This is a genomic window from Duganella violaceipulchra, assembly GCF_019166075.1.
Taxonomy (GTDB): domain Bacteria; phylum Pseudomonadota; class Gammaproteobacteria; order Burkholderiales; family Burkholderiaceae_D; genus Rugamonas; species Rugamonas violaceipulchra.
Map to the genome: position 1 here is coordinate 16,721 of NZ_JAHTGR010000020.1, position 22,524 is coordinate 39,244.

19 protein-coding genes are annotated in these 22,524 nt (G+C 63.7%); 13 read left to right on the forward strand and 6 right to left on the reverse strand.

Annotated features, from left to right (window positions below; all coding sequences use genetic code 11):
- Positions 1 to 145 precede the first annotated feature (145 nt).
- Entirely contained in the window at positions 146 to 2,971 is a 2,826-nt protein-coding gene (locus tag KVP70_RS27800) for a M16 family metallopeptidase (protein ID WP_217945651.1), read from the forward strand.
- A gap of 54 nt (positions 2,972 to 3,025) precedes the next feature.
- Positions 3,026 to 3,226 (forward strand): hypothetical protein, encoded by a 201-nt coding sequence (locus tag KVP70_RS27805; RefSeq protein WP_020702248.1) that lies wholly within the window; start codon positions 3,026 to 3,028, stop codon positions 3,224 to 3,226.
- Here the strand turns inward: KVP70_RS27805 and KVP70_RS27810 are convergent.
- A complete protein-coding gene (locus KVP70_RS27810) occupies positions 3,178 to 3,414 on the reverse strand; it encodes a hypothetical protein (protein WP_217945652.1) in 237 nt (78 codons plus the stop codon). The two genes, KVP70_RS27805 and KVP70_RS27810, sit on opposite strands and share 49 nt — an antisense overlap.
- A gap of 158 nt (positions 3,415 to 3,572) precedes the next feature.
- On the opposite strand from KVP70_RS27810, the gene KVP70_RS27815 reads away from it, so the two are divergent.
- Both KVP70_RS27815 and KVP70_RS27820 read left to right on the forward strand, forming a co-directional pair.
- Positions 3,573 to 3,932 (forward strand): hypothetical protein, encoded by a 360-nt coding sequence (locus KVP70_RS27815; protein ID WP_217945653.1) that lies wholly within the window; start codon positions 3,573 to 3,575, stop codon positions 3,930 to 3,932.
- A gap of 70 nt (positions 3,933 to 4,002) precedes the next feature.
- On the forward strand, positions 4,003 to 5,565 hold the full coding sequence (locus KVP70_RS27820; RefSeq protein WP_217945654.1) for a tetratricopeptide repeat protein: 1,563 nt from the start codon (positions 4,003 to 4,005) through the stop codon (positions 5,563 to 5,565).
- A gap of 67 nt (positions 5,566 to 5,632) precedes the next feature.
- Here KVP70_RS27820 and KVP70_RS27825 read toward each other — a convergent pair whose 3' ends face one another.
- Together KVP70_RS27825 and KVP70_RS27830 are read right to left on the reverse strand one after the other, a co-directional pair.
- Positions 5,633 to 7,669, reverse strand: coding sequence for a M13 family metallopeptidase (locus tag KVP70_RS27825; RefSeq protein WP_217945655.1), 2,037 nt, complete (start codon positions 7,667 to 7,669; stop codon positions 5,633 to 5,635).
- A 132-nt stretch (positions 7,670 to 7,801) separates the two neighbouring features.
- Positions 7,802 to 8,194 (reverse strand): VOC family protein, encoded by a 393-nt coding sequence (locus tag KVP70_RS27830; protein WP_217945656.1) that lies wholly within the window; start codon positions 8,192 to 8,194, stop codon positions 7,802 to 7,804.
- Between the two features lie 80 nt (positions 8,195 to 8,274).
- Between KVP70_RS27830 and KVP70_RS27835 the strand changes: the two genes are divergently transcribed.
- Genes KVP70_RS27835 through KVP70_RS27845 form a run of 3 tightly spaced genes read left to right on the forward strand, consistent with a single transcriptional unit; the run spans position 8,275 to position 10,726 of the window.
- Positions 8,275 to 9,711: a cytochrome P450 gene (locus KVP70_RS27835; protein WP_217945657.1), complete on the forward strand. Its 1,437-nt coding sequence runs from the start codon at positions 8,275 to 8,277 to the stop codon at positions 9,709 to 9,711.
- A 32-nt stretch (positions 9,712 to 9,743) separates the two neighbouring features.
- Positions 9,744 to 10,268, forward strand: a complete 525-nt coding sequence (locus KVP70_RS27840) for an SRPBCC family protein (RefSeq protein WP_217945658.1) — start codon at positions 9,744 to 9,746, stop codon at positions 10,266 to 10,268.
- A gap of 17 nt (positions 10,269 to 10,285) precedes the next feature.
- Positions 10,286 to 10,726, forward strand: a complete 441-nt coding sequence (locus tag KVP70_RS27845; RefSeq protein ID WP_217945659.1) for a hypothetical protein — start codon at positions 10,286 to 10,288, stop codon at positions 10,724 to 10,726.
- Here KVP70_RS27845 and KVP70_RS27850 read toward each other — a convergent pair.
- Positions 10,723 to 11,742 (reverse strand): AraC family transcriptional regulator, encoded by a 1,020-nt coding sequence (locus tag KVP70_RS27850; RefSeq protein ID WP_217945660.1) that lies wholly within the window; start codon positions 11,740 to 11,742, stop codon positions 10,723 to 10,725. The two genes, KVP70_RS27845 and KVP70_RS27850, sit on opposite strands and share 4 nt — an antisense overlap.
- A gap of 122 nt (positions 11,743 to 11,864) precedes the next feature.
- Between KVP70_RS27850 and KVP70_RS27855 the strand changes: the two genes are divergently transcribed.
- The 5 genes from KVP70_RS27855 to KVP70_RS27875 all read left to right on the forward strand — a co-directional run bounded on the left by KVP70_RS27855 (position 11,865) and on the right by KVP70_RS27875 (position 17,718).
- The gene (locus KVP70_RS27855) at positions 11,865 to 13,481 is read left to right on the forward strand and encodes an FAD-binding oxidoreductase (protein ID WP_217945661.1); all 1,617 of its coding nucleotides are present in this window, start codon (positions 11,865 to 11,867) and stop codon (positions 13,479 to 13,481) included.
- Complete coding sequence (locus KVP70_RS27860) at positions 13,478 to 15,088, forward strand: glycerol-3-phosphate dehydrogenase/oxidase (RefSeq protein WP_217945662.1); 1,611 nt, start codon at positions 13,478 to 13,480, stop codon at positions 15,086 to 15,088. Before KVP70_RS27855 ends, KVP70_RS27860 begins: the two co-directional genes overlap by 4 nt.
- Positions 15,089 to 15,096: 8 nt before the next feature.
- On the forward strand, positions 15,097 to 16,659 hold the full coding sequence (locus KVP70_RS27865) for an FGGY-family carbohydrate kinase (protein WP_217945663.1): 1,563 nt from the start codon (positions 15,097 to 15,099) through the stop codon (positions 16,657 to 16,659).
- 48 nt (positions 16,660 to 16,707) lie between these two features.
- Positions 16,708 to 17,172 carry a hypothetical protein gene (locus tag KVP70_RS27870; protein ID WP_217945664.1) on the forward strand — a complete coding sequence of 155 codons (465 nt, stop codon included), beginning with the start codon at positions 16,708 to 16,710 and terminating at the stop codon, positions 17,170 to 17,172.
- Between the two features lie 309 nt (positions 17,173 to 17,481).
- Entirely contained in the window at positions 17,482 to 17,718 is a 237-nt protein-coding gene (locus tag KVP70_RS27875; RefSeq protein ID WP_332844093.1) for a type II toxin-antitoxin system Phd/YefM family antitoxin, read from the forward strand.
- A gap of 76 nt (positions 17,719 to 17,794) precedes the next feature.
- Here the strand turns inward: KVP70_RS27875 and KVP70_RS27880 are convergent, their stop codons facing one another.
- Both KVP70_RS27880 and KVP70_RS27885 read right to left on the reverse strand, forming a co-directional pair.
- Entirely contained in the window at positions 17,795 to 18,337 is a 543-nt protein-coding gene (locus KVP70_RS27880; protein WP_217945666.1) for a DUF1697 domain-containing protein, read from the reverse strand.
- A gap of 98 nt (positions 18,338 to 18,435) precedes the next feature.
- Positions 18,436 to 20,862: a TonB-dependent receptor gene (locus KVP70_RS27885; RefSeq protein WP_262311739.1), complete on the reverse strand. Its 2,427-nt coding sequence runs from the start codon at positions 20,860 to 20,862 to the stop codon at positions 18,436 to 18,438.
- A 252-nt stretch (positions 20,863 to 21,114) separates the two neighbouring features.
- Here KVP70_RS27885 and KVP70_RS27890 point away from each other — a divergent pair, with 252 nt between their 5' ends.
- Entirely contained in the window at positions 21,115 to 22,512 is a 1,398-nt protein-coding gene (locus KVP70_RS27890) for a flavin-containing monooxygenase (protein ID WP_217945667.1), read from the forward strand.
- Positions 22,513 to 22,524 lie beyond the last annotated feature (12 nt).

The window sequence follows — 22,524 nt, forward strand, 5'->3', positions numbered from 1 at the left end:
AGAGTTAGAGCTGGTTCCCGTTTTAATCAACCTGAGTTCAGCTGCGTCGGCATGGCTTTTTATCGTGCCCGAATTGCTGTGCAATTCGCAGTTGACTCCTTTCACTTCCCGTCCGGAAGGACGAGGTTTCTCGGAGTTAAATTAGATGAAGCTGATGACAATGCGTAGCGCCGCCGCCGCCGTTCTTCTGGCGTGTTCCTTCATGGCGCAAGCCGCCGATCAGCCGCCGTTGAAATTGAGCGATCTGGTACCGGTCGGGCCGCAGGTCAAGGTGGGCACGCTGCCCAACGGCCTCACTTACTACGTGCAGAAGAACACCCGTCCCGAGAAGAAGCTCGAGCTGCGGCTGGTGGTGAAGGCCGGCTCGATCCTGGAAGACGACGACCAGCAAGGCCTGGCGCACTTCACCGAGCATATGGCCTTCAACGGCTCGACCCATTTCAAGCGCAACGAACTGGTGTCCTACCTGCAGTCGATAGGCGTGAAGTTCGGCGCCGACCTGAATGCCTACACCACCTTCAACGAAACCGTCTACATCCTGCCGCTGCCAACCGATAAGCCGGAGGTGGTGAAGCAGGGCTTCCAGGTGCTGGAGGACTGGGCGCATGGCCTGTCGTTCAACGACGCCGACATCGACAGCGAACGCGGTATCGTGCTGGAGGAGCTGCGGATGGGCAAAGGCGTGGACGACCGCATGAACAAGGTGCTGCTGCCGAAGGTGCTCAATGGCTCGCGCTATGCACAGCGCATGCCGATCGGTAAAGAGGACATCCTCAAGACCTTCAGGCACGACGCCGTCAAGCGCTACTACCGCGACTGGTATCGTCCGGATCTGATGGCGGTGGTGGTGGTCGGCGATATCGAACCGGCCGATGCGGAAAAGCTGATCACCCAGCATTTCGGCGGCCTGAAAAATCCGCAGAACGAGCGCCCGCGCGAGTACGCCAGGATACCCGAGCGCGCGGAATCCGAAGGCGTGGTGTTCACGGACAAGGAGATCGGCGCGAACTCGGTCTACATACGCTACCCGATCCAGGAATGGCCGGCCGGTGCCACCATCGCCGACTATCGCCAGAAGCTGATCGAGAACATGTACAGCTTCATCCTCAGCCAACGCATGCACGAGTTGACGCAGCAAGCCAATCCACCGTTCCTGCAAGGCGGCAGCGGCATGAGCTCCGTGATGCGCGGCTACCGCTCGTTCGGCGCTGGTGCGGTGCTGGGCAAGGGCGGCGTCACGCCGGCGATCAACGCACTGGTGCAGGAAGACCAGCGCGCGCGCCAGTACGGCTTTACCGCGTCCGAAGTGGAGCGGGCCAAGAAAGGCATATTGCGCAACTACGAGCGCATGTACAACGAGCGCGATAAATCCGATTCGGCGGGCTACGCCGCAGAGTACATCCGCAACTTCCTCGACAAGGAGACCATACCCGGCATCGCGATGGAGTACCGCTACGCCAGCGAGCTGATACCGGGCATCGCGCTATCCGAAGTGAACGCCGCGGTGCGGGCGGCGATCCCGGATAGCCAGAACAAGCTGGTGATCTACACCGGTACCGAGGTGGCGGGCGTGCCGGCGCCGAAGGCCGACGAGCTGCTGGCGACTGCCAGCGCGGCGGAGAAGATCAGTGTCAAGGCGCAGGATGAGAAGGTCTATGCCAGCCAGCTGATGGCGGCGCCGCCCAAGGCCGGCAGCATCGTCGGCGAGAGCGTGAACGCCAGGTTGGGACTGACGGAGCTTACTCTGAGCAACGGCGTCAAGGTGGTGCTGAAGCCGACCGACTTCAATAATGACCAGGTGATACTGGCCGGCCTGCGTTACGGCGGCTGGTCGCTGTTCGGCGACCAGGACCTGTTCAACGCGCGCTACGCCAGCAACATCGTGCATCAGATGGGCGTGCGCGATTACACGCCGAGCGATCTGGTGAAGGTGTTGGCCGGGAAGACGGCGGGCGCCAACGCCAGCGTCAGCTCGATCAACGAGACCGTCAGCGGCGGTTCGGGCAGCGGCGATGTCGAGACCATGCTGCAACTGGTGTACCTGAACATGACGCAGCCGCGCAAGGATGCGGCGATCTACAGCGCCTACGTCGATCGTCAGCGCGAACTGGCGAAGAACAATATGGCGCGGCCGGAGTCGATCTTCGGCGATACCATCACGGCCACGCTGTACAACAACAACCCGCGCGTGCAGCGGGCGCCGAAGCCGGCCGACTTCGACCAGCTGGGCATGGACCGCGTGGTCGACATCTACAACAGCCGCATGTCCAGCGCCAAGGGCTTTACCTTCTTCATGGCGGGTAGCTTCGATGTGGAGAAGGTCAAGCCCCTGATTGCGACCTACCTGGCCAGCCTGCCGGTGGGCGATATTCCGGTGGCGTTCAAGGACGAGGGTGTGCGCCCGGTGCGTGGCGTGATCAAGAAGGAAGTGCACGCGGGCTCTGAGCCCAAGAGCACGATCTCGCTGTCCTTTACCGGAGAGGCGTCGTTCTCGTCGCAGGAGCGCATGCGCTTGCAGGCGCTGATCGAGGTACTGAACATCAAATTGATCGAGGTGCTGCGCGAGAAGATGGGCGCGATGTACAGCGGCGGCGTGCGTGGCAACATGGAGCGCATCCCGTACCAGAACTATTCGATCACGGCCAACCTGCCATGCGCGCCGGAGAACGTCGACAAGGTGCTGGCGGCGACTTTCGCGGAGATCGACAAGATCAAGGAGGACGGCGCCGAGGACGCGGACCTGGCCAAGGTCAAGGCTTCGTGGATCGAGAACTACCGCAAGGGCTTGCGCGAGAACGGCTACTGGATGGCGGTGTTGATGAACGCCTTCTTCAACAAGACCGATCCGGCCGATGTGCTGACCTATGAATCGCGCGTCGGGGCGTTGACGGCGGCCGAGTTGAAGGACGCCGCCAGGCGCTACTTCGACACCAATAATTATGTGCAGGTGGTGCTGTATCCGGCGAAGTAGTCGGGCCGCCTGTTACACTGGCGGCTTGTATCCATCACGATGTAGAGAACTATCATGGCAAAGAAAAAAGAAGAGCTGGACCCGGAAACCCTGGAACTGATCCACTGGTGTATCGAAGTGGAGGGCTTCCTGGTGAAGGGCGGCGCCACGCAGGAACAGGCGCAAGAGCATATCGAAGAGCAGGTCGAGTGGTTCACGGACCTGTTCTACGATGGCTTGACGCCGGAGCAGGCGGCGAAGGAAGCGCTGGCCTGATGTATCAAAGCCGTGGGACGGCCCAGCGTCCGATTGCTGCGGCGTATCCATGCGCGAGCGGCATCCTCGTCCTCCAGCACCTCCAAGGCACGCAAGCAGACGCGATTGGCGCGGTATATGCGGTCTTGTTCCGATGCCGACAGCGTCAGGCTATTGCTGATACGGCTCTTCATGGTGCTAGTCTTCATCGCTCATCCCAATTTAGATTTCGCTGTGTACGATAATAGACCTTTCGGAATCAGACTGGGTAGCGTGACATTTGGTGGATTTTTCATGTGGGCAAGATGTTATGCTGAGTGCCCTCGGAAAGAGGTCTGTGATAGTTCTGGACCGGTGAAATCTCATTATGAAGAAAAAGATAGAAATTTTTTTGTTGGCGTTGTTTGCTTTTATGGGCCTGGTGAGCGGTTTTTTTGACGCTCGTAAATTGTCAGAGCCGGCTTGGTGGAGTCTGTTTTCCACGTTTTTAGTCGGCATAGCGATCTTCTACTGGTATCGCGTAGACAGCATACAAAAAGAATTCAAGCGCTCATTTATATTGAGCGTGGGTGTTGTAGCGGTCGCGCCGCTGGCGATTCCATTGTACGTATTTAGCAGCAATGAGAAAGGCCTTCGGTTGCGGGCGCTGGGTCGAGTGTTGGGCTACACCTGCCTGCTAATACTCATGGGCGTAGTTGGTGGGATCGTTGGTTCTCTGATCAGTTAAGTGCTGAGCAATTATTACACCGGCAGCCGCAAGCGGGTGCGGGACTCGGATTCTCTCGAATGAAAACGCGATGACAATCAAAAAAGCCGCATTGATACTGCTTGGTTTTCAACTGACGGCCGGTGTCCCGGTGTGTGCGCGCCCAGTGGCTGGCGTAGCCGTGTCGGATGGCGTCGCTGATGCGATGTACTTCTACAAGCGCGGCGATTTCGCGAAGGCGCTCAAAGAATTTTCCGTGCACGCCCAACGTGGCGATCCCATTGCCGAATCGACGTTGGGGCGGATGCATATGCGAGGCGAAGGGACGGCAAAAGATTGTCAGCAGGCTTTGTTTTGGTTGAACCGCGCCGAACAGCGCGGCAGTGATACTGCGGAAAACCTGATCGGCATGCTGTACGCGGACGGCTGCGGCGTAAAGAAGGACCCCGCGCGCGCGGTTGCGTGGTACAAACAAGCCGCAGAGCACGGCAACGCTTCGGCGCAAAACAATCTTGGCAAGGCATACGAGGAAGGGGCCGGGGTAACGCAGGACTTGGCCATGGCCTTTACCCTGTATTCGCAGGCGGCGCAACACGCAAGTCCGGCCGCGATGAGCAATATGGCCGCTTTGCTTCTCAGAGGACAGGGCGTCGCGCAAGACTATACCCGTGCGTTGGCCGCATTCACCCAAGCGGCAAACCTCGGCGACGCAGCAGCACCGTACTATATCGGGACCATGTACGAGAAAGGGCTTGGTGTTACGCCTAACCTGCGCCAGGCGCGCACCTGGTACCACCAAGCCGCCGATGCGGGGTTGGCCATAGCGCAGCGTGACCTCGCCGAATTGCTTGCGGCGAATCCGGACCTGGGGCGGGACAGTGAAGTCTTCGATTGGTATCTGAAGGCAGCCAGGCAGGGAGACCCTTACGCACAGATGAAAGTAGGCGTGCTTTATGAGCAGGGTCGGGGAACTGCGAAGAACCCGGAGCAGTCCGCGTTTTGGTATCGGGCTGCGGCGGAGCAGGGAAGCATGGAGGCGCAGCTGCTGATAGCGGCGCAGCACCCCGAAGCCATGGCGGATATCTATCGCAAACTGGCCGAAGAAGGCAATGTGGACGCCCAGTACAACCTCGCCGTTTCACTCGATAGTGGCGTAGGTGCGAAGAAGGATAAACGGCTCGCCGTGGAATGGTATCTGAAGGCCGCCACCCAAGGGAGCATTAAGGCGCAATCGAACCTGGCCGCGCTCTACGTTGCAGGTGTGGACGGGCCGCCGGATTACGAGCAGGCATTCAAGTGGTACAGCAAGGCCGCCGAGCATGGTGACATGGCCGCGCAGAATAATGTCGCTACCATGTACGAGCAGGGCCGGGGCACAGCTGCGAACAACGCTCTTGCCCGCCAGTGGTACGCGAAGGCTGCCGATAACGGTAGCATTTCAGCGATGCTGAACCTGGCCTCGATGTACTGGACTGGGCGCGGCGTACCCCGCGATTACGCCCAGGCCGCCACCTGGTACCGGAAGGCCGCAGAACGTGGCAATACAGGCGCAATCGAGCGTTTGGCGCTGATTTATCGCGAGGGAAAAGGTGTCCCGCTGAACAAGGTCGAGGCTGATCGATGGCAGGCTGTCTCGCTGGGCGCAAAGCCATGAATTTGACTGGTTGACGACATGCCCTGGACCGCGCGCGGCCAAGGCATGCCGAACTACCCCTAACTTCTTACCACATGATCACGCGCTGCTCGGGCGGCAGGTACATCGGATCGCCCGGCTTGATGTCGAAGGCCTGATAGAAGCCCGGCTGGTTCATCACGGTGCCCTTGGCGCGGAATTCGCCAGGCGAATGGGGATCGCTCTTGATCTGGGCGATCGCCGCTTCCGGGCGCAGCTTGGCGCGCCATTTCATCGCGAAGCCGATATACAGGCGCTGTTCGCCGGTCAGGCCGTCCAGCACTGGCGACGGCTTGCCTTGCAGCGAACGCTGATACGCCTGGTAGGTGATCGATAGGCCCGAATTGTCGCCGATGTTTTCACCCAGCGTCAGCTCACCGTTGATGAAGTAGCCCGGCACCGGGCTATACGAACCATACTGTTTGACCAGGCCTGCGGCGCGCGCCTTGAAGGCGGTACGGTCTTCCGCGGTCCACCAGTTGCGCAGGCGGCCCTTGGCGTCGTACTGGCTGCCGGAGTCGTCGAAGGCGTGGCTGATCTCGTGGCCGAAGGTGATGCCGAGCAGGCCATAGTTGACCGCGTCTTCGGCCTTCACGTTGAAGAACGGCGGCTGCAGGATCGCGGCCGGAATCGTGATCGCGTTCAGCGACGGGTTGTAGCTGGCGTTGACGGTTTGCGGCGTCATCGACCATTCGTCGCGGTCGACGATCTTGCCCAGCTTTTCGAGGTTGCGCTGGCGGGTCCAGGCACGCACTGCGCGCACGTTGGCGATCAGGTCATTCTGCTGGGTTTTCATGGCGCTGTAATCGCGCCATTTGTCCGGGTAGGCGATGTTCGGCTTCAAGGCCGCCAGCTTGAGCTGGGCTTCCTTCTTGGTCTCCGGTCCCATCCAGTCCAGCTTCTCGATGCCGTCCTTGAACGAGGCGACGAAGTTGTTAAACATCGCCATCACGCGCGGCTTGGTTTCGGCCGGCAGATATTTTTCCACATACAGCTTGCCGACCGCGTCGCCCAGCGCGCCGTCGGTGAAGCGCAAGGCCAGTTGCCACTGCGGTTCGCTCTGCGGCACGCCGCGCAGCACCGTGCCTTCGAAGGCGAAGCGCTCCTTGACGGCGGCGTCGTTCAGATAGGACGCATAGCTTTCGATGATGCGCCAGTTGAAATAGCTCTTCCACGCATCCAGCGGCACGTTGGCCACGGTCTCGGAGAAGCCGCCGAAGAAGCTCGGCTGACGCACCACGGCCGACGATTCCTTCGGCGCCAGGCCGGCGGCGGTGAAGTAAGCCTTCCAGTCAAAGGCCGGCGCCAGCGTGGCGAATTTGTCGAACTCGACGCGGTTGTAGGATTTGACCGGATCGCGCATCTGCACGCGGGTCCACTGCGCGGAAGCCAGGCGGGTCTCGATGTCGAGCACCTGGGCGGCGTGGGTGGCGGCATCCTTGTCGCCGCTCATGGTCAGCATGGTCTCGATGTGCTGCTGGTATTTGGCGCGCACGGCCTTGAGCTTGGCGTCGTCGTCCTTGAGGTAGTAGTCGCGGTCCGGCAGGCCCAGGCCGGACTGGCTGACGTTGACGGTGTAGTGCTCGGGGTCCTGGGCGTCGGCCGCGACGTGGGCCGAGAACGGCGTCTGGATGCCGTTGCGTTGCAGGTAGGCGAACAGCGCCGGCAAGTCCTGCTTGTCCTTGATGGCGGCCACGTGGGCCAGGTCGGCCTTCAAGGGTTTGAAGCCGGCCGCGTTGCGCGCCTTGTCGTTCATGTAGCTGGTGTACAGGTCGGCGATCTTGTGGGCGTCGCTGCCTGGCTTGCCGGGATGCTTCAGCGTGGCGTCAATCACGGCGCGCAGCTGGCCTTGCGCGGTTTCGCGCAATTCGATGTAGGTGCCCCAGGTCGATTTGTCGACCGGGATCTCAGTGTTGCGGGTCCAGACGCCGTTGACGTAGCCGTAGAAGTCGTCCTGCGGACGGACCGCCGGGTCCAGCGATTTCAGGTCGATGCCGGAGACCGGCGCGACGGCCTGGGCGTACAGCGATGGGGTGGAGCAGACGAGCAGGGCGCAGCAGGCGGCGCTGATCAGCGAACGATTCACGGGGAGTCCTTTAATTTTGATTGGCGCAGGCTGGAGTAGTGGTTGTGACCCAGCAGGCGAAGCAAGATTATACCCGTCGAAAAGTTGCCGCATTGCAGCAAAATAGGCGGCCCGCCGCACGCCGCTTTTCTCCTATCCGGCGTCGTGGCAGACCACGCACAGCTTGTTCCCGTCCGGGTCGCGGAAGTAGGCGCCGTAGTAGTTGGCGTGGTAGTGCGGGCGCAGCGCCGGCGCGCCTTCGCATGTGCCGCCATGCGCCAGCGCGGAGGCGTGGGCGCGGTCGACCGCCGCGCGCGTGGGCGCCATCAGGGCCACCATCTGGCCATTGCCGCAGGTGGCGGGCTGGCCATCATACGGCTTGCCGATGATGAACAGCGGGCGCGCACCTTCGGCCGGCTGCCACGCGGCCCAGGGCTTGGCGGCGTCGCTGAAGCGCAGGCGCGTGCCCAGGTCCGTCATCACCGCGTGGTAGAAGGCGAACGCCGGTTCAAAGTCGTTAATTCCCACATAGACGTGCGATAGCATCGGTTTCCTCGGTTAAGTGAGTATATCGTCAACATTTCGGGGTATAGTGTACGCGGAGACTTAATCAAATGGGGATCACCATGGAACTGACGTCCGTCGGACCGCCGCAGCTGCGCAGCCTCGCCGATTTGCCTGGGCCGAAGGGCCGGCCGCTGTTGGGCAATGTCCGCGATATCAATCGCAAGCCTTTGCACCAGGCGCTGGAGGACTGGAGCCGCGAGTTCGGCACCTTGTACAAGTTCCGCATCATGCGCAAGGAGATCATCGCTACGTCGGACCGTGCGCTGATCGCCAGCCTGCTGCGCGACCGGCCCGACGCGATGCGCCGTTCCAGCCGCACGGCCGACATGCTGAACGAGGTCGGCACGCGCGGCCTGTTCACGGCGGAGGGCGAGGATTGGCGCCGCCAGCGCAAGCTGGTGATGCGGGCGCTGACGCCGGAAGTGATTCATAACTTCTTCCCCACGCTGACGGCGCTGACCGAACGCCTGCGCCTGCGCTGGGACGCCGCCATCGCCGCCGGCAAGCCGGTCGACGTGCTGCGCGACCTGAAGGCCTATACGCTGGACGTGACCATCGGCCTGGCGATGGGCCAGGACATCAACACGCTGGAGCTGGAGGAGCATCCGCTGCAGCGCGATATCGAATTCCTGTTCAAGCTGGTGGCCAGGCGGTTGACGTCGCCGTTTGCCTACTGGCGCATCGCGATGCTCAAGCGCGCCGACGACCACGAGGCCATCGCCGCCGCCGCGCGCATCCAGCGCGCCATCTTCGGCTTCATCGCCGAGGCCCGCAAGCGCATCAAGGCCAATCCGGCCTTGCGGCAGAAGCCCTCCAATATGCTGGAGGCGCTGATCGTCGCCCGCGACGAGCCCGATTCCGGCCTGACCGACGAGGCGGTGGTGGGCAATGCGATCACCATGGTGTTCGCCGGCGAGGACACAACCTCGAACACGACGGCCTGGCTGATCGATTTCGTTTCCACCCATCCGCAGGCCGCGCGCAGCATGGCGGCGGAGACGGAACAGGTGCTCGGTTCCAAGGCCGTGCTGGACGACTACCATCTGCTGGAGCGCCTGAAATACATCGACGCCGCCACCCGCGAGGCGATGCGCCTGAAACCGGTGGCGCCCATCATGGCGGCGCAGCCGAACGACGACGCGGTGGTGGGCGATCTGCTGGTGCCGGCCGGCACGGTGATCTTCCTGCTGCTGCGGCAGGCGTCCGAGCGCGATTGCGACCTGGCGCAGCCGGAAAGCTTCCAGCCGGAGCGCTGGCTGGAGGGCGCCCATGGCAACGGCGACGATCCCGCGCGCAAGCTGTTCCCCTTTGGCGGCGGGCCGCGCTTCTGTCCCGGCCGTTACCTGGCGATGGCCGAGATCAAGATGGCGATGTCCATGCTGGTCAAGAATTTTGCGATCGAGCGCGAGGCGGGCGCGGCGCCGGTCGAGGAGCGCTTCACCTTCACGATGACGCCGAGCGCATTGCCGGTGCGACTGATCAAAAAAACATGCTAGTCTAGACGCGCATCTTAAAAAAGGGAGAAATCATGCTGAAGAAGATCGCCATCGGTGTCGTCGTTCTGGTATTGATTGTGCTGGGCCTGGCCGCGATGCAGCCGGACAGTTTCCGCGTGCAGCGCACCATCGCCATCAAGGCGCCGCCCGATAAGATCCTGCCGCTGATCAGCGATTTCCACAACTGGACGTCGTGGTCGCCCTGGGAAAAGCTGGACCCGGCCATGAAGCGCACCTACAGCGGCGCGCCCAAGGACCTGGGCGCCGTCTATGCATGGGAAGGCGACGACAAGGTCGGCGCGGGGCGCATGGAGATCACCGGCCAGGCGCCCGCCAAGGTGGACATCAAGCTCGATTTCCTGAAGCCGTTCGAATCGCACTGCCAGACCGAGTTCGCGCTGGAACCCAAGGGCGAACTGACCACCGTGAGCTGGACCATGTCCGGCCCGAGCGACTTCATGACCAAGTTGATGGGCCTGGTGGTCAGCATGGACCGCATGATCGGCAAGGACTTCGAAACCGGCCTGGCGAACATGAAGGCGGTGGCTGAAAAATAGCGTAGCGGAGGCGGGCCATGAACAAACGTCTGAGGCGGGCGGTGGCGATGCTGGCGATGCCGGTTGTCCTGATGGCGCCGGCCGGCGCCGCGCCTGCGCTGCGCCAGAGCCACCCGGTGATCGGCACCTGGCAGATCACGCTGCCCGACGGCTCCTGCAGCGAGACCTATCGCATCCGCGCCGACGGCACCACGCTGGTGTTCAGCAACGAGGAGGTGGCCGAATCCACCTTCGCCATCAGCGACCAGCCGGACAAGCAGGGCTTCTACAAGGAAGTCGACACCATCGTCAAGGACAACGGCAAGCGCGATTGCCTCGGCGATGTGACCAAGGTCGGGCGCGCCGTCACCAGTTATCTGCTGTTCCACCCCAGCGGCGACATGTTCCTGATGTGCGTGGAGCGGCGCACGGACAAGTGCATCGGGCCGTTCGTGCGAATCAAGGGCAACGCGATCTAACTCCTATATGCACCGGGATTGACGCCCGCCCATTCCTTGAAGGCGTGGTTGAAGGCGCTCTGCTCCTGGTACCCCAGCAGGAAGGCGATGTCCACCAGGCTCAGTTCCGGCTGGCGCAGGTAGTCCTTGGCCAGCGCGAAGCGGGCCTGGTCCAGGATCTGCTGGAAGGTCGCGCCGGCCTCGCTCAACTTGCGTTGCAGCGTGCGCGGCGACAGTTTCAATTCTTCGGCGATGGAGGCCAGCCGCACCTGGCCGTGCGCGAGGTTACGGACAATGGCCGCGTGCACCTGCTGGGCGATCGAGTTGTCGGTCTGGGCGCGCTGGCGCAGCAGCTGTTCGGCGTGCTGTTGCAGCACCGGGTAGAGGCTGACGTCGGCGTTCGGCACCGGGAAGGCCAGCAGGGCGGCGTCGAAGCTGGCGACGTTGGCCGGCGCGCCGAAGCTGGGCATGGCGCCCAGCACGCGCACGTATTCGTCGCGGGCTTCGGCGGCGCCGCCGTCGTGCATCAGCGCCAGTTGCGCGGCCGGCAGCGTGAGTCCGGCCAGCCAGTTGCCAAACACGCGGATGCCGGCGAACACGCTGTCGGCCAGGTGGCGCTGGGCCGGGCCGTAGTTGCTGTGCCAGGTGTAGTGGGCCACGCCGTCCGCCACCGTCAGCGTGGAGCGGCCCAGGTCATGCGCCAGCTGCTCGTAGCGCATGGTCTGCTCGAAGGCCTGGCCGAAGTCGCGGCAGCTGAGCAGGATCAGGCCATACACGCTGTAGGTGCCCAGCTTGACCCGTTCCCCCACGTGCAGGCCGAAATGCGGATCGGCCGCCAGTTCGGCGCCAAGGTCGAGCAGGCGCACGTAGTCGTCGGCGTGCAGCGAGTCGGGCAGCGGTTGCAGGGCGCCTGGCGCCATGCCGGCGGCGCGCTCCAATGCCGCGGCCGTGACGCCGCGCGCGGCCGCCGCTTCGAGCAGGGGCTGCAGGTAGGAGCCGGCCACGCGGCGCGGCAGGTCAGCGGGCGTACTTGGCATGATCGAACAAGGCGTGTGTCATAAAAGCGCAATACCAGGTTGGTTCGTTATCTTATTCTGTTGTCATTCAAACTCGGTGCGCGCCAGTATAGCAAGCGCTCCGCTACGCAGACAGGAAAACAATGAGACGCTGGAATGGTTGGGGTGACGATACGATAGAGTTTGCGCTGAGCGAGGATGCGCTGGGCTTTCTGGCGCAGCGCGTCGGCAATGGCACGCCGGTGGCGGATGCGGCGTTCGAGCAGGCTTGTGCGCGCATCGCGCCTTCGCGGCTGCCGCCGCATGCTTTGACCGATGGGCTGATCGATGGGTTGATCGATACATCGGCCGAAGTCCGCTTGCGCAATGCGCTGGGCCAGAGCCTGCCGGACTGGCTGCGCCTGCGCTATGGCGTGATCGAGACGGCGCCGGACGGCGTGGCCTATCCGGAGAGCGCGGAGCAGGTGCGGGCGCTGATCGACTACGCGCAGCAGTTCGGCGTGGCGCTGATACCGCAGGGCGGCGGCACCAGCGTGGCCGGGCATCTGACCGCGCCGGCCGGCGCGCGGCCGGTGCTGGCGGTGAACCTGACGCGCCTGCGGCAGATGTATTACCTGGATACGGAATCGCAGCTGGCGACCTTCGGCGCCGGCGTGTTCGGGCCGGACCTGGAGGCACAGTTGCGCGCACGCGGCTACACGCTGGGCCATTTTCCGCAGTCGTTCGAGTATTCGACGCTGGGCGGCTGGGTGGTGACGCGGTCGTCCGGCCAGCAGTCGCTGCGCTACGGCCGCATCGAGCAGATGTTCAGGGGCGGCAAGGTGGAGACGCCGGCCGGTACGCTGGATATCCCGACCTTCCCGGCATCGGCGGCGGGAACGGATCTGCGCGAGATGGTGCTGGGTTCCGAGGGCCGGCTGGGCATCTTGACCGAGGCCACGGTGCGCGTGACGCCGCTGCCGGAGTACGAGGCCTTCCATGCGGTGTTCTTCCCGAGCTGGGATGCGGCGGAGGCGGCTGTGCGGCAGGTGGTGCAGGCCGGGTTGTCGCTGTCGATGCTGCGTCTGTCGAATCCATTGGAGACGACCACCATGCTGGCGCTGGCCGGCCACAAGAAGCTGATCGGCGCGCTGGAAGGCTATCTGTCATGGCGCGGCTGCAAGGATGGCAAGTGCATGCTGATGATAGGCGTCAGCGGCCGCAAGGCCGCGGCCAAGGCGTCGCTGAGCGATGCGCTGGCGCTGACGGCGACGCACGGCGGTGTGCACATCGGCCGCAAGATGGGCGACAAGTGGAAGCAGAACCGTTTCCGCAATGTGTACCTGCGCAACGCGGCCTGGCAGCACGGCTATGCGATCGATACGGTGGAAACGGCGGTCGATTGGCCGCGCGTGGGCACGATGATGCGGGCGCTGGAAGCTGCCGCCACGGGCGCGCTGGCGCAGCATGGCGAGAAGGTGCACGCTTACACGCACTTGTCGCATCTGTATGCGCAGGGGGCGAGCGTCTATTCGACCTTTGTGTACCGGCTGGCCGGCGATTATGAGCAGGACCTGGCGCGCTGGCGCACACTCAAGCATGCGGTCAGCATGGCGATCGTGGAGAACGGCGGCACCATCAGCCATCAGCATGGCGTGGGCAGCGATCACGCGCCGTATCTGGTGGCGGAGAAGGGCGAGTTGGGCCTGTCGGCGATGCGTGCCTTGTTCGCGCACTTCGATCCGCAGCAGATCATGAATCCAGGGAAGCTGCTGCCATGACGGCGCTGTGGCGCAGTGGCGGGCGTTCCGGCTTGACGGAGGTGCTGGGGCGCGAGTGGGATTTGATCGTGATCGGCGGCGGCATTACCGGCGCGGGTATTTTACTGGAAGCTTCGCGGCGCGGCCTGAAGGCGCTGCTGGTGGAGCAGCGGGATTTTGCCTGGGGTACGTCGAGCCGCTCGTCCAAGCTGGTGCACGGCGGCTTGCGGTATCTGAAGGAAGGCCAGTTTGCGCTGACCCGTGAATCGGTGCATGAGCGGCAGCATTTGCTTCAGCAGGCGGCGGGCTTGGTGGAGCCGCAGAGTTTCGCGTTCGGCGAGTTTGAAGGCCGCAAGCCGGGCAAGCGCATGTTCCTGCTTGGGCTGGCGATCTATGACCGCATGGCGGGGCAGAAGGCGCGCCATTATTTCGGCCGCGACGAGTTCGAGGCGCTGGCGCCGAACGTCTCCACCAAGGGGCTGAAGGGCGGCATGGTCTACACCGACGCCAAGACCGACGATGCGCGGCTGGTCATGCGCGTGTTGCAGGAGGCGCAGCAGCATGGCGGCGTGGCGGTCAATTACATGGCGGTGGAATCGCTGCTGCGGGCCGATGGCGGCGTGCGCGGAGTGTGCGGGACACGGCTGCGCGATGGCCTGAACGGCGCGCAGCATGAGGTGCGCGCGCGGCTGGTCATCAGCGCGACCGGTGCGTGGGCGGACGGCTTGCGCTTGCAGGGCGATGCGGCGGCGCGCGGCGCCAAGCCGCGCTTGCGGCCCTTGCGCGGCAGCCATCTGGTGCTGCCGGCCTGGCGCCTGCCGCTGGCGCAGGCGATCAGTTTGATGCATCCGCAGGACGGCAGGCCGGTGTTCGCCTTTCCGTGGGAGGGCGTGACGCTGGTGGGCACGACGGATGTCGACCACAAGGGCGACCTGTCGCACGAGGCGGCGATCACGCGCGCCGAAGTCGACTACCTGATGGCGGCCCTGCACGACCAGTTCCCGCAGTTGGACTTGCAGGAGCGCGACGTTATCGCCAGTTATGCGGGCGTGCGTCCCGTGATCGACAGCGGCAAGGCCGATCCGTCGAAGGAAGGGCGCGACCATGCGCTGTGGCTGGAGGATGGACTGTTGACGGTCACGGGAGGCAAGTTGACCACGTTCCGCGTGATCGCGCTCGATGCGCTCAAACTGGCGGCCACCTTGCTGCCGGACTGGCGCGACAAGCTGGAGCCGCAACCGGTCTTTGGTAATGGCCCGAAGCCCCGTTTGGTCTACCAGCGGCATCTGCCAGCGGGTCAGGCGTTGCGTCTGCAAGGGCGTTACGGTGCTTGGGCGCAGCACGTGATCGAAGCCGCGCAGCCGGGCGAACTGTCGCTGATCGCGGGCACGGAGACCATCTGGGCGCAGCTGCGCTGGGCGGCCCGCTGCGAGTCGGTGCAGAAGCTGGAGGACCTGCTGCTGCGCCGCAGCCGCATCGGCATCCAGCTGCGCGGCGGCGGCGTCGAGATCCTCGACCGCATACGCGCCATCTGCCAGCCGGAATTGGGCTGGAGCGACCAGCGCTGGAATGTCGAGCAGGCCGCCTATCTGGCATTATGGAATACCCACTACAGTTTGCCCGCATAGAGAGCGACATGGCCGATCAATACCTTCTTTCCATCGACAATGGCACGCAGAGTGTGCGCGCGCTGCTGTTCGATTTGGACGGCAACCTGGCCGCCAAGGCGCAGGTGCATTTGCAGGCTTACTTCTCCGATCATCCCGGCTGGGCGGAGCACGACGCCGACGGCTACTGGACGGCGGTCGGCCAGGCGTGCCGGCAGCTGTGGGCTTCGACCGATATTCCGCGTTCGGCCGTCAAGGGCGTGGCGGTGACGACGCAGCGCGGCACGGTGGTCAACCTGGACCGCGACGGCAAGGTGCTGCGGCCGGCGATCACCTGGCTGGACCAGCGCCGCGTGGGCAAGCAGAAGCCGCTGAGTTTCTTGTGGCGCACCGCGTTCAAGCTGGCGCGCGTTTCCGGCACCATCGAGTACTTCCGCCGCGAGGCGGAGATCAACTGGATCGCCGAGCACCAGCCGGAGATATGGGCGAAGACCGACAAGTATCTGCTGCTGTCGGGATTCCTCAATTTCCGTTTGTGCGGGCGGCATGTCGATTCGGTTGGGTCGCAGGTGGCGTATCTGCCGTTCGACTACAAGAGGCACCAGTGGGCCGGCGCGCGCGACTGGAAATGGGAAGCGCTGGCCATCAAGCCGGAGATGCTGCCGGAGCTGGTGGCGCCGGGCACGGTGATCGGCGCGATCACCGCCGCCGCCGCCGAGGCGACCGGCATCCCGCAAGGCACGCCGCTGGTGGCGGCCGCCGCCGACAAGGCCTGCGAGGTAATCGGCGCCGGCGCGCTGGAGCCGCACATCGCCTGTTTGAGCTACGGCACCACGGCCACCATCAACACCACGACGAAAAAATATGTCGAAGTCACGCCATTGATACCGCCTTATCCTGCGGCCATTCCGGGCGCCTATAGCACCGAGGTGCAGATCTTCCGTGGCTACTGGATGGTGAACTGGTTCAAGGAGCAGTTCGGGCACTTTGAGCGGATGGCCGGCGCGGAGCAGGGCAGGTCGCCGGAGGCGATGTTCGATCTGTTGGTGAACGAGGTGCCACCCGGTTCGATGGGGCTGATGCTGCAGCCGTACTGGAGCCCCGGCATCAAAACGCCGGGGCCGGAGGCCAAGGGCGCGATGATCGGCTTCGGCGACGTCCACACGCGCGCCCATATGTACCGGGCGATCCTCGAAGGCCTGGCCTACGCGCTGCGCGAAGGGAAGGAACGGATCGAGAAGCGCGGCGGCGTGCCGGTGACGGAGTTGCGCGTGGCGGGAGGTGGCTCGCAGAGCGATGCGGCGATGCAGCTGACGGCCGATATCTTCGGCCTGCCGGCGGCGCGCGCGCATGTGTACGAGACGTCGGGATTGGGCGCGGCCATCGCGGTGGCGGCGGGACTGGGGCTGCACAAGGACTTCGACAGCGCGACGCACGCGATGACGCGGCCGGGGCGGGTGTTCCATCCGATCAAGGCGAACCGGCAGATCTACGACAAGCTGTATCGGCGGGTTTATCTGAACATGTACAAGCAGCTGCAACCGATGTACCAGGAGATCGCCGATATCACCGGCTATCCGGAACAGCTGTGACGGCACGCTGTGGCATAATGCATTTTCGATAATGTTTTAAGTATCCACATGATGCGTACTTTCGCTTTTTCCGCCCTGTTGTTGCTGGTTTGTCTGGCTGCTCCTGCGTTTGCCGATGAACAACGTGTGCGCATCGTCACCGCGTCGCATCTTCCGCAGGCCGCGCAGCTGGAGACGGTCTACGCGGGCAAATGCGGCGAGGTGCGCTACAAGCTCGCCGTCTCGCAGGAGAATCACACGGTCGCGTTCAGCGCCGACGGCATGACCGATGTCGATTTGTCCGCCACCACCGTCGGCGCCCGCCTGCTGGAAGAGGATGTGCTGGTCCACGTCGGCTTCAATTGTCCGCGCCAGGCCGTCAATATTTTCCTCAAGGGCGTCAAGCTGGTGGACCTTGGCGCGCCGACCGGCTTCCGCGACTTGATCACGGTGCGCTTGAACGGCGAGGTCTCCAACAGCCTGCCGCGCAGTGAACGCCTGGACGAGCTTGCCAATCCGCGCATGGCCCAATAAGGCACGGCGCGCCGCAGGCCCACCTGCTGGGGATGAATATTGCAGCCAGAGCGAAAGTGAGCCGCTCAGGTGCGCGCTGGCGAAAAAGCCGCCGTTCAAGAAAATCGAGTACGGCAGCATCGCGCGGTATCCCGACTTCATCCGCAGCCGGGGCAACTAGGTCTTTGCCCGCAGCATGGCGGCGAAGGCAAGTCAGACTTCCCGCGGCCAGCTGGGCGCGGCGCCATGATGCGGATGTAAATCGCCTTGCATGGAGTTGGTCTAGTGAATAGACTCGGTTGTACTGCATGAAAAACCTCGGAGGGCACCGTGCGCGCATATGGAGTCCATGAGGCGAAGACTAAATTGGCAGACTTGATTAAACGGATCCAGCAAGGGGAGCGTATTACGATCACCAATCGGGACGCGCCAGTCGCAGACCTGGTGCCCAGCGCCAGCGGCACGGAACAGCAGACGCTGGACGCGATCGCGGCGATCAAAAACGCGCGCGCGGGAACGATCACTCATGCCGAATTCGTCGCAATGCATGCCAAAGGCCGCCGTTAGATAGCTACTGGATTTGTCCTCGATGCGTCAGTAACATTACACATCAGCGCACTCTGACCGGGATCGGCTATGTGGCTCAAGCCAGCTCCGTTCCACCCGTGAGCTGGTACAGCTTGGTGATGGTGTTCCAGTTGCGCGTGGTGGCGCGCAGTTTCAGGATGCGCTCAAAATAGTTGTTGTTCAGTTTGGTTTTGCCGTAGCCGTTGGGGCAGTGGACGTAGACCACTTTTTTCCCGACGATGAATTCATCGGGAAGGAAACCGACGCCCGCCGCCGGCATGGCGGCCGGGGCGGTCTTGATGAAGGTGAAATACAAGCTTGCCGTATCGTGCGCTTGCCACGCGGCGGGCACGGCCTGGAGCACCGCCAGGATGTCCGGCGCCGTGCGGGCCAGCACGTCGACGTCGGCGTAGCCGAACTCGCTGCAAATGGCGCGCTCCAGCGTCGCTTCCAGTTCTGCTGCGGCCAGATCGGTATCGAGGACGATATTGCCGCTCTGCAGATAGCTTTCGACTTCGGCAAAGCCGAGCGACTGACACAGGCTGACGAGTTCCTTCATCGCCAGCTTGCGCTGGCCGCTAACGTTGATTCCCCGCAGCATACAAGCGTAACGCGTCATGCAATACCCCTTCGTTGAGTTGCCTTGTTGCGGGCCCTGGCCCGGCCCGGCAAGCAGTGTAGCAAACATGGGCGCGGGCCGGGAGCGTTATCCAGGCATTACAAGCTGCCCCGCAACTCCAGTCCGATCGTGCGTGGCGGCGTGATGCTGGCGAACGGCATGCCGAGCGGCTTGGTCTGGCCGTCGAGGTTGTAGACGTAGCGCTTGTCGAACAGGTTGTTGACCAGTAGCGCCACGCCGAACTTGCCGCCGGCGCTGTCCCAGGCAAGGCGCAGGTCCGCCTTGCCGACCGACGTGCCGGTGCGGAAGGCCGGGGCGTTCATGCATTGCAGCGCGCGGGTGTCGTCGTTGCAGCGCGATTTGCCGTGGTAGCTGCCTTGCAGCGTCGCGCTGATCCTGCCGCCAGGCGCTTCCCAGCTGCCGTTCACGCCGGCTATGCCGCTGAAGACTGGCGTGCCGACCGGTTGGCCGGACAGGTTCAACGTGGCGCCGTCGCTGCCGGTGGTCTGGTAGCGGTGGTAGGTCTGGTCGATCAGCTCAAGTCCGGCGAACAGCGTGACGTTGGGCGCGACGCGGATGCGGCCGTCGAGGTCCAGCCCTTTGGCCTGCGGGTCGCTGCTGACGATGTTGTAGGTCGAAATGGCGCCGGTGCCGCCTAGCTTGATGTCCTGCAGGTTCTTGAAACGGTAGGCGAACAGGGAGCCGTTCAGCGTGGCCCGCATGCTCGGGAGGTAGAGCTTGAAACCCAGCTCCAGGTTGGTCATCTTCTCGGGTGCGAAGCTCGGGTCGCGCGCCTTGGCATCGGCCGACGCCGGATTGGGCGGGGTGAAGACGTTGAATCCGCCGGCCTGGTAGCCTTGCGACAGCGATGCGAACAACAGCAGATCGCCGGTCAGCTTATGGTCCAGCACCACGCGCGGGCTCCAGTCGTTCCAGCTGTGCGAGGCGCTGACCGGCGTGGCGGCCAGTTGTCCCGCCGCGCTGAACACCACGTTGGCCGGCAGCGATGTCGCATCCAGCCCTGCGGCCGGGCCGTAGGTGTTGAGCAGGGCGTCGAGTTCCGGCGACTGTCGCGCGGGCACGTACCATTGCATCGTCTTGCGGTCCCGGCTCCAGCGCACGCCGGTGGTCAGGTTGGTGGATGGCGTCACGTGCCAGATGATGTCCTCGTAGATCGATACCGCGCGGCTGTGTAGCTTGGGGTAGGTGTTCTCGCCCCATGAAAAATTAGACGAGCCGTCGACGCCGGGCACGCCGGCTTGTGCCAGGCCGGCGAACAGCGTGGCGAAATCGGCGGCGCCGCCCTGCATCTGGCTGATGCTGTCCAGCGTCGCCGTGTTGACGTTGGCGGAAGAGATCTGGCGTTCGCGGTTGTCGTAGAAGCTGACTCCGGCGATCCAGTCCAGCTTATCGGTCTTGCCGGACAGTTTGAACTCCTGCTGCCAGTTGTAGGCGCTTTTGTGATCGTCGGTGGCCAGGTGGAAGTCGGCCCGGCTGGTGCCGTCGTTGTCGGTCAGGTTGGACGAGGAGAAGGTGCGAAAGGCGGAGGTCGAGCGCAGCGTCACGCCGCCCAGCGGCAGTTCGGCGCGCAGGGTGACGCCGTCGAATACGCGCCGCTCGCGGCCGTCGGTGTCGTTCTCCAGCGGCGCCTTGCGCGGGTCGACGAAGTTGGCGACGTAGGCGGCATCATAGACGCCGGTGTAGCCGGACTGCGGCAGCGTGGGGTTCTTGACCACGCCGAACGCCGGCCAGCCGTGTTGGCGCAGCTGTTCGTGCTCCCACGAGAGATTGAGCGTGGCGTCCTTGATCTTCTGCTTCAGCGACAGGCGGGTGGCCCACGAGTTGTCGCCGCCGGTGCGGGTGCCGGTGGTGGTGTTGCGCACCCAGCCATCGCTGGCGGCCCGCACCACCACCAGGCGCGCCGCAGTGTCCTTGCCCAGCGGGAGGTTAAGCATCGCGTCCAGGTTGACGCGGTTGTCGTTGCCGACCTTGATGTGGCCGGCCATGTCGAAGTTGTCGTCCGGCTCATTGGTGACGACGGAGATCGCGCCGGCGGCGCTGTTGCGGCCAAACAGAGTCCCTTGCGGCCCTTTCAGCACCTCGACCCTTTGGATGTCGATGAAGTTCATCAGCGCGCCGCCGGTCTTGCCGGTGTAGACGCCGTCCACGTAAATGCCGACCGGCGTGTCGGTGCCGATGCCGAAATCGCCCGGCTGCACGCCGCGTATGCCGAACACCGGTTGCGTGGCCTGGGTGGCGTCCACCTGGAGGCCGGGCAGGTAGCCTGTCAGGTCGCCGAGGTTTTTGGCGCCGAGGTTCTGGATGTCCCTGGCCGTGACGACCTCCATCGAAATCGGCACGTCCTGCACCGACTGCGAGCGCGATTGCGCGGTGACGACCACTTTCTGTATGTCGTCGCTGGCGGCGTGCGCGGCGAGCGTCGCGCCGCCCGCGAAGGCCATGGCGATGTGGTGCGCGAGGATGCGCATGCGGCTGGACGGTGGCTTGGTTGCTGGTGTCTTCACGATATCTCCCGGGTTGATGGATGTGTTTTTTTTGCTGCGTTGTGAATGGACTGTAGACGCGCGCCGGACGGTGAGGGGGGCGGGATCGGACAGCCGGGGATGCCCGCGTGGCCAAGCCGGCCCCGGTGTTGCAGGGCCGCCCGTGGGGCAGCCTTGGCCGGAATTGCTCCCTGCCTGTCCTTTTGGCCCCCGTGCATGGCGGCCTTTGTTTGCACAATGAATCCTGTAATTTCATAAAACGGGAGAGTGAACATGGCGGACCAACAGACGGATAAAATTATCGATTGCGGCAACGCGGTGTGCGTGGTGGGCGCGGGGCCAGGCGGCCTGTCGGCGGCGCGGGCGTTGAAGGGCATGAAGCTGGCTTACGAGCAGTTCGAGCGCCATTCGGATGTGGGCGGGATCTGGGACATGAGCAATCCCGGCAGCCCGATCTACGAATCGGCCCACTTCATTTCGTCACGCGACTTGTCGGGTTTCATCGGCTTCCCGATGCCGAAGTCCTTCCCCGACTACCCGACCAACCAGCAGATACTGAGCTATGTGCGCAGCTATGCCGACGCCTTCGGCCTGCGCGGCGCGATCCGCTTCAACACGCCGGTGCGTGACGTGCACAAGGAAGACGGCGGCACCTGGCTGGTAACGCTGGGCGATGGCAGCAGGCGGCGATATCGCGCCGTCATCTGCGCCACCGGCTGCAACTGGGATCCCAATATGCCGGAGCTCAAGGGCCAGTTCAACGGCGAGATCCGCCATTCCGTCACCTACAAGAGCAGCGACGAATTCGCCGGCAAGCGGGTGATGATCGTCGGCGCCGGCAACTCGGGCGCCGACATCGGCTGCGACGCGGCGGCGCGCGCCAAGCGGGCCTTCATCAGCCTGCGGCGCGGCTACCACTTCATTCCCAAGCATTTGTTTGGCCTGCCGGCCGACCAGGTGAGCGAGAGCGGGCCGCACCTGCCGATGTGGATCGCGCGCCCGGTCATGGGGCTGCTGCTGAAGATGTTCACCGGCGACCTGACCCGCTTCGGCCTGCCCAAGCCGGACCACCGCCTGTTCGAGAGCCATCCGCTGCTCAACTCACAGCTGCTGCACAATCTCCAGCACGGCAATATCGCCGTCAAGCCGGACATCGCCTACTACGACGGCGACGACGTGGTCTTCAAGGACGGCAGCCGCGAGCAGCTGGACCTGGTGATCTACGCCACCGGCTACAAGTGGAGCTGCAAATACGCGGCCGAGTATTTCGAGTGGCGCGGCGGCAGGCCACAGCTCTACCTGTCGATGTTCAGCCGCGACCACCGCAACCTGTTCGGTATCGGTTATGTCGAAACCAATTCCAGCGCCTACAAGCTGTTCGACACGGAGGCCTTCATGATCGCCGCCTATCTGCGCGACCAGCTGGACAACCCCGGCGGCGCCAGCCGCTTCGACGCCTTGATCGCCGAGGATGATCCGGACCTGTCGGGTGGCCTGAAATTCGTCAAGTCGCAGCGGCACGAGGTGTATCTGGAGGCGCATGCGCTCAAGTCCTACCTGAAGCAGCTGCGCAAGAAGATGGGCTGGCCGGAACTGAGCGAAACCTATTACGACCATTTGCGCGTCAAGGCGACAGCGCAACCATCGCCGGCGCTGCGCGCGGCGGCTTGAGAGGAATACCGT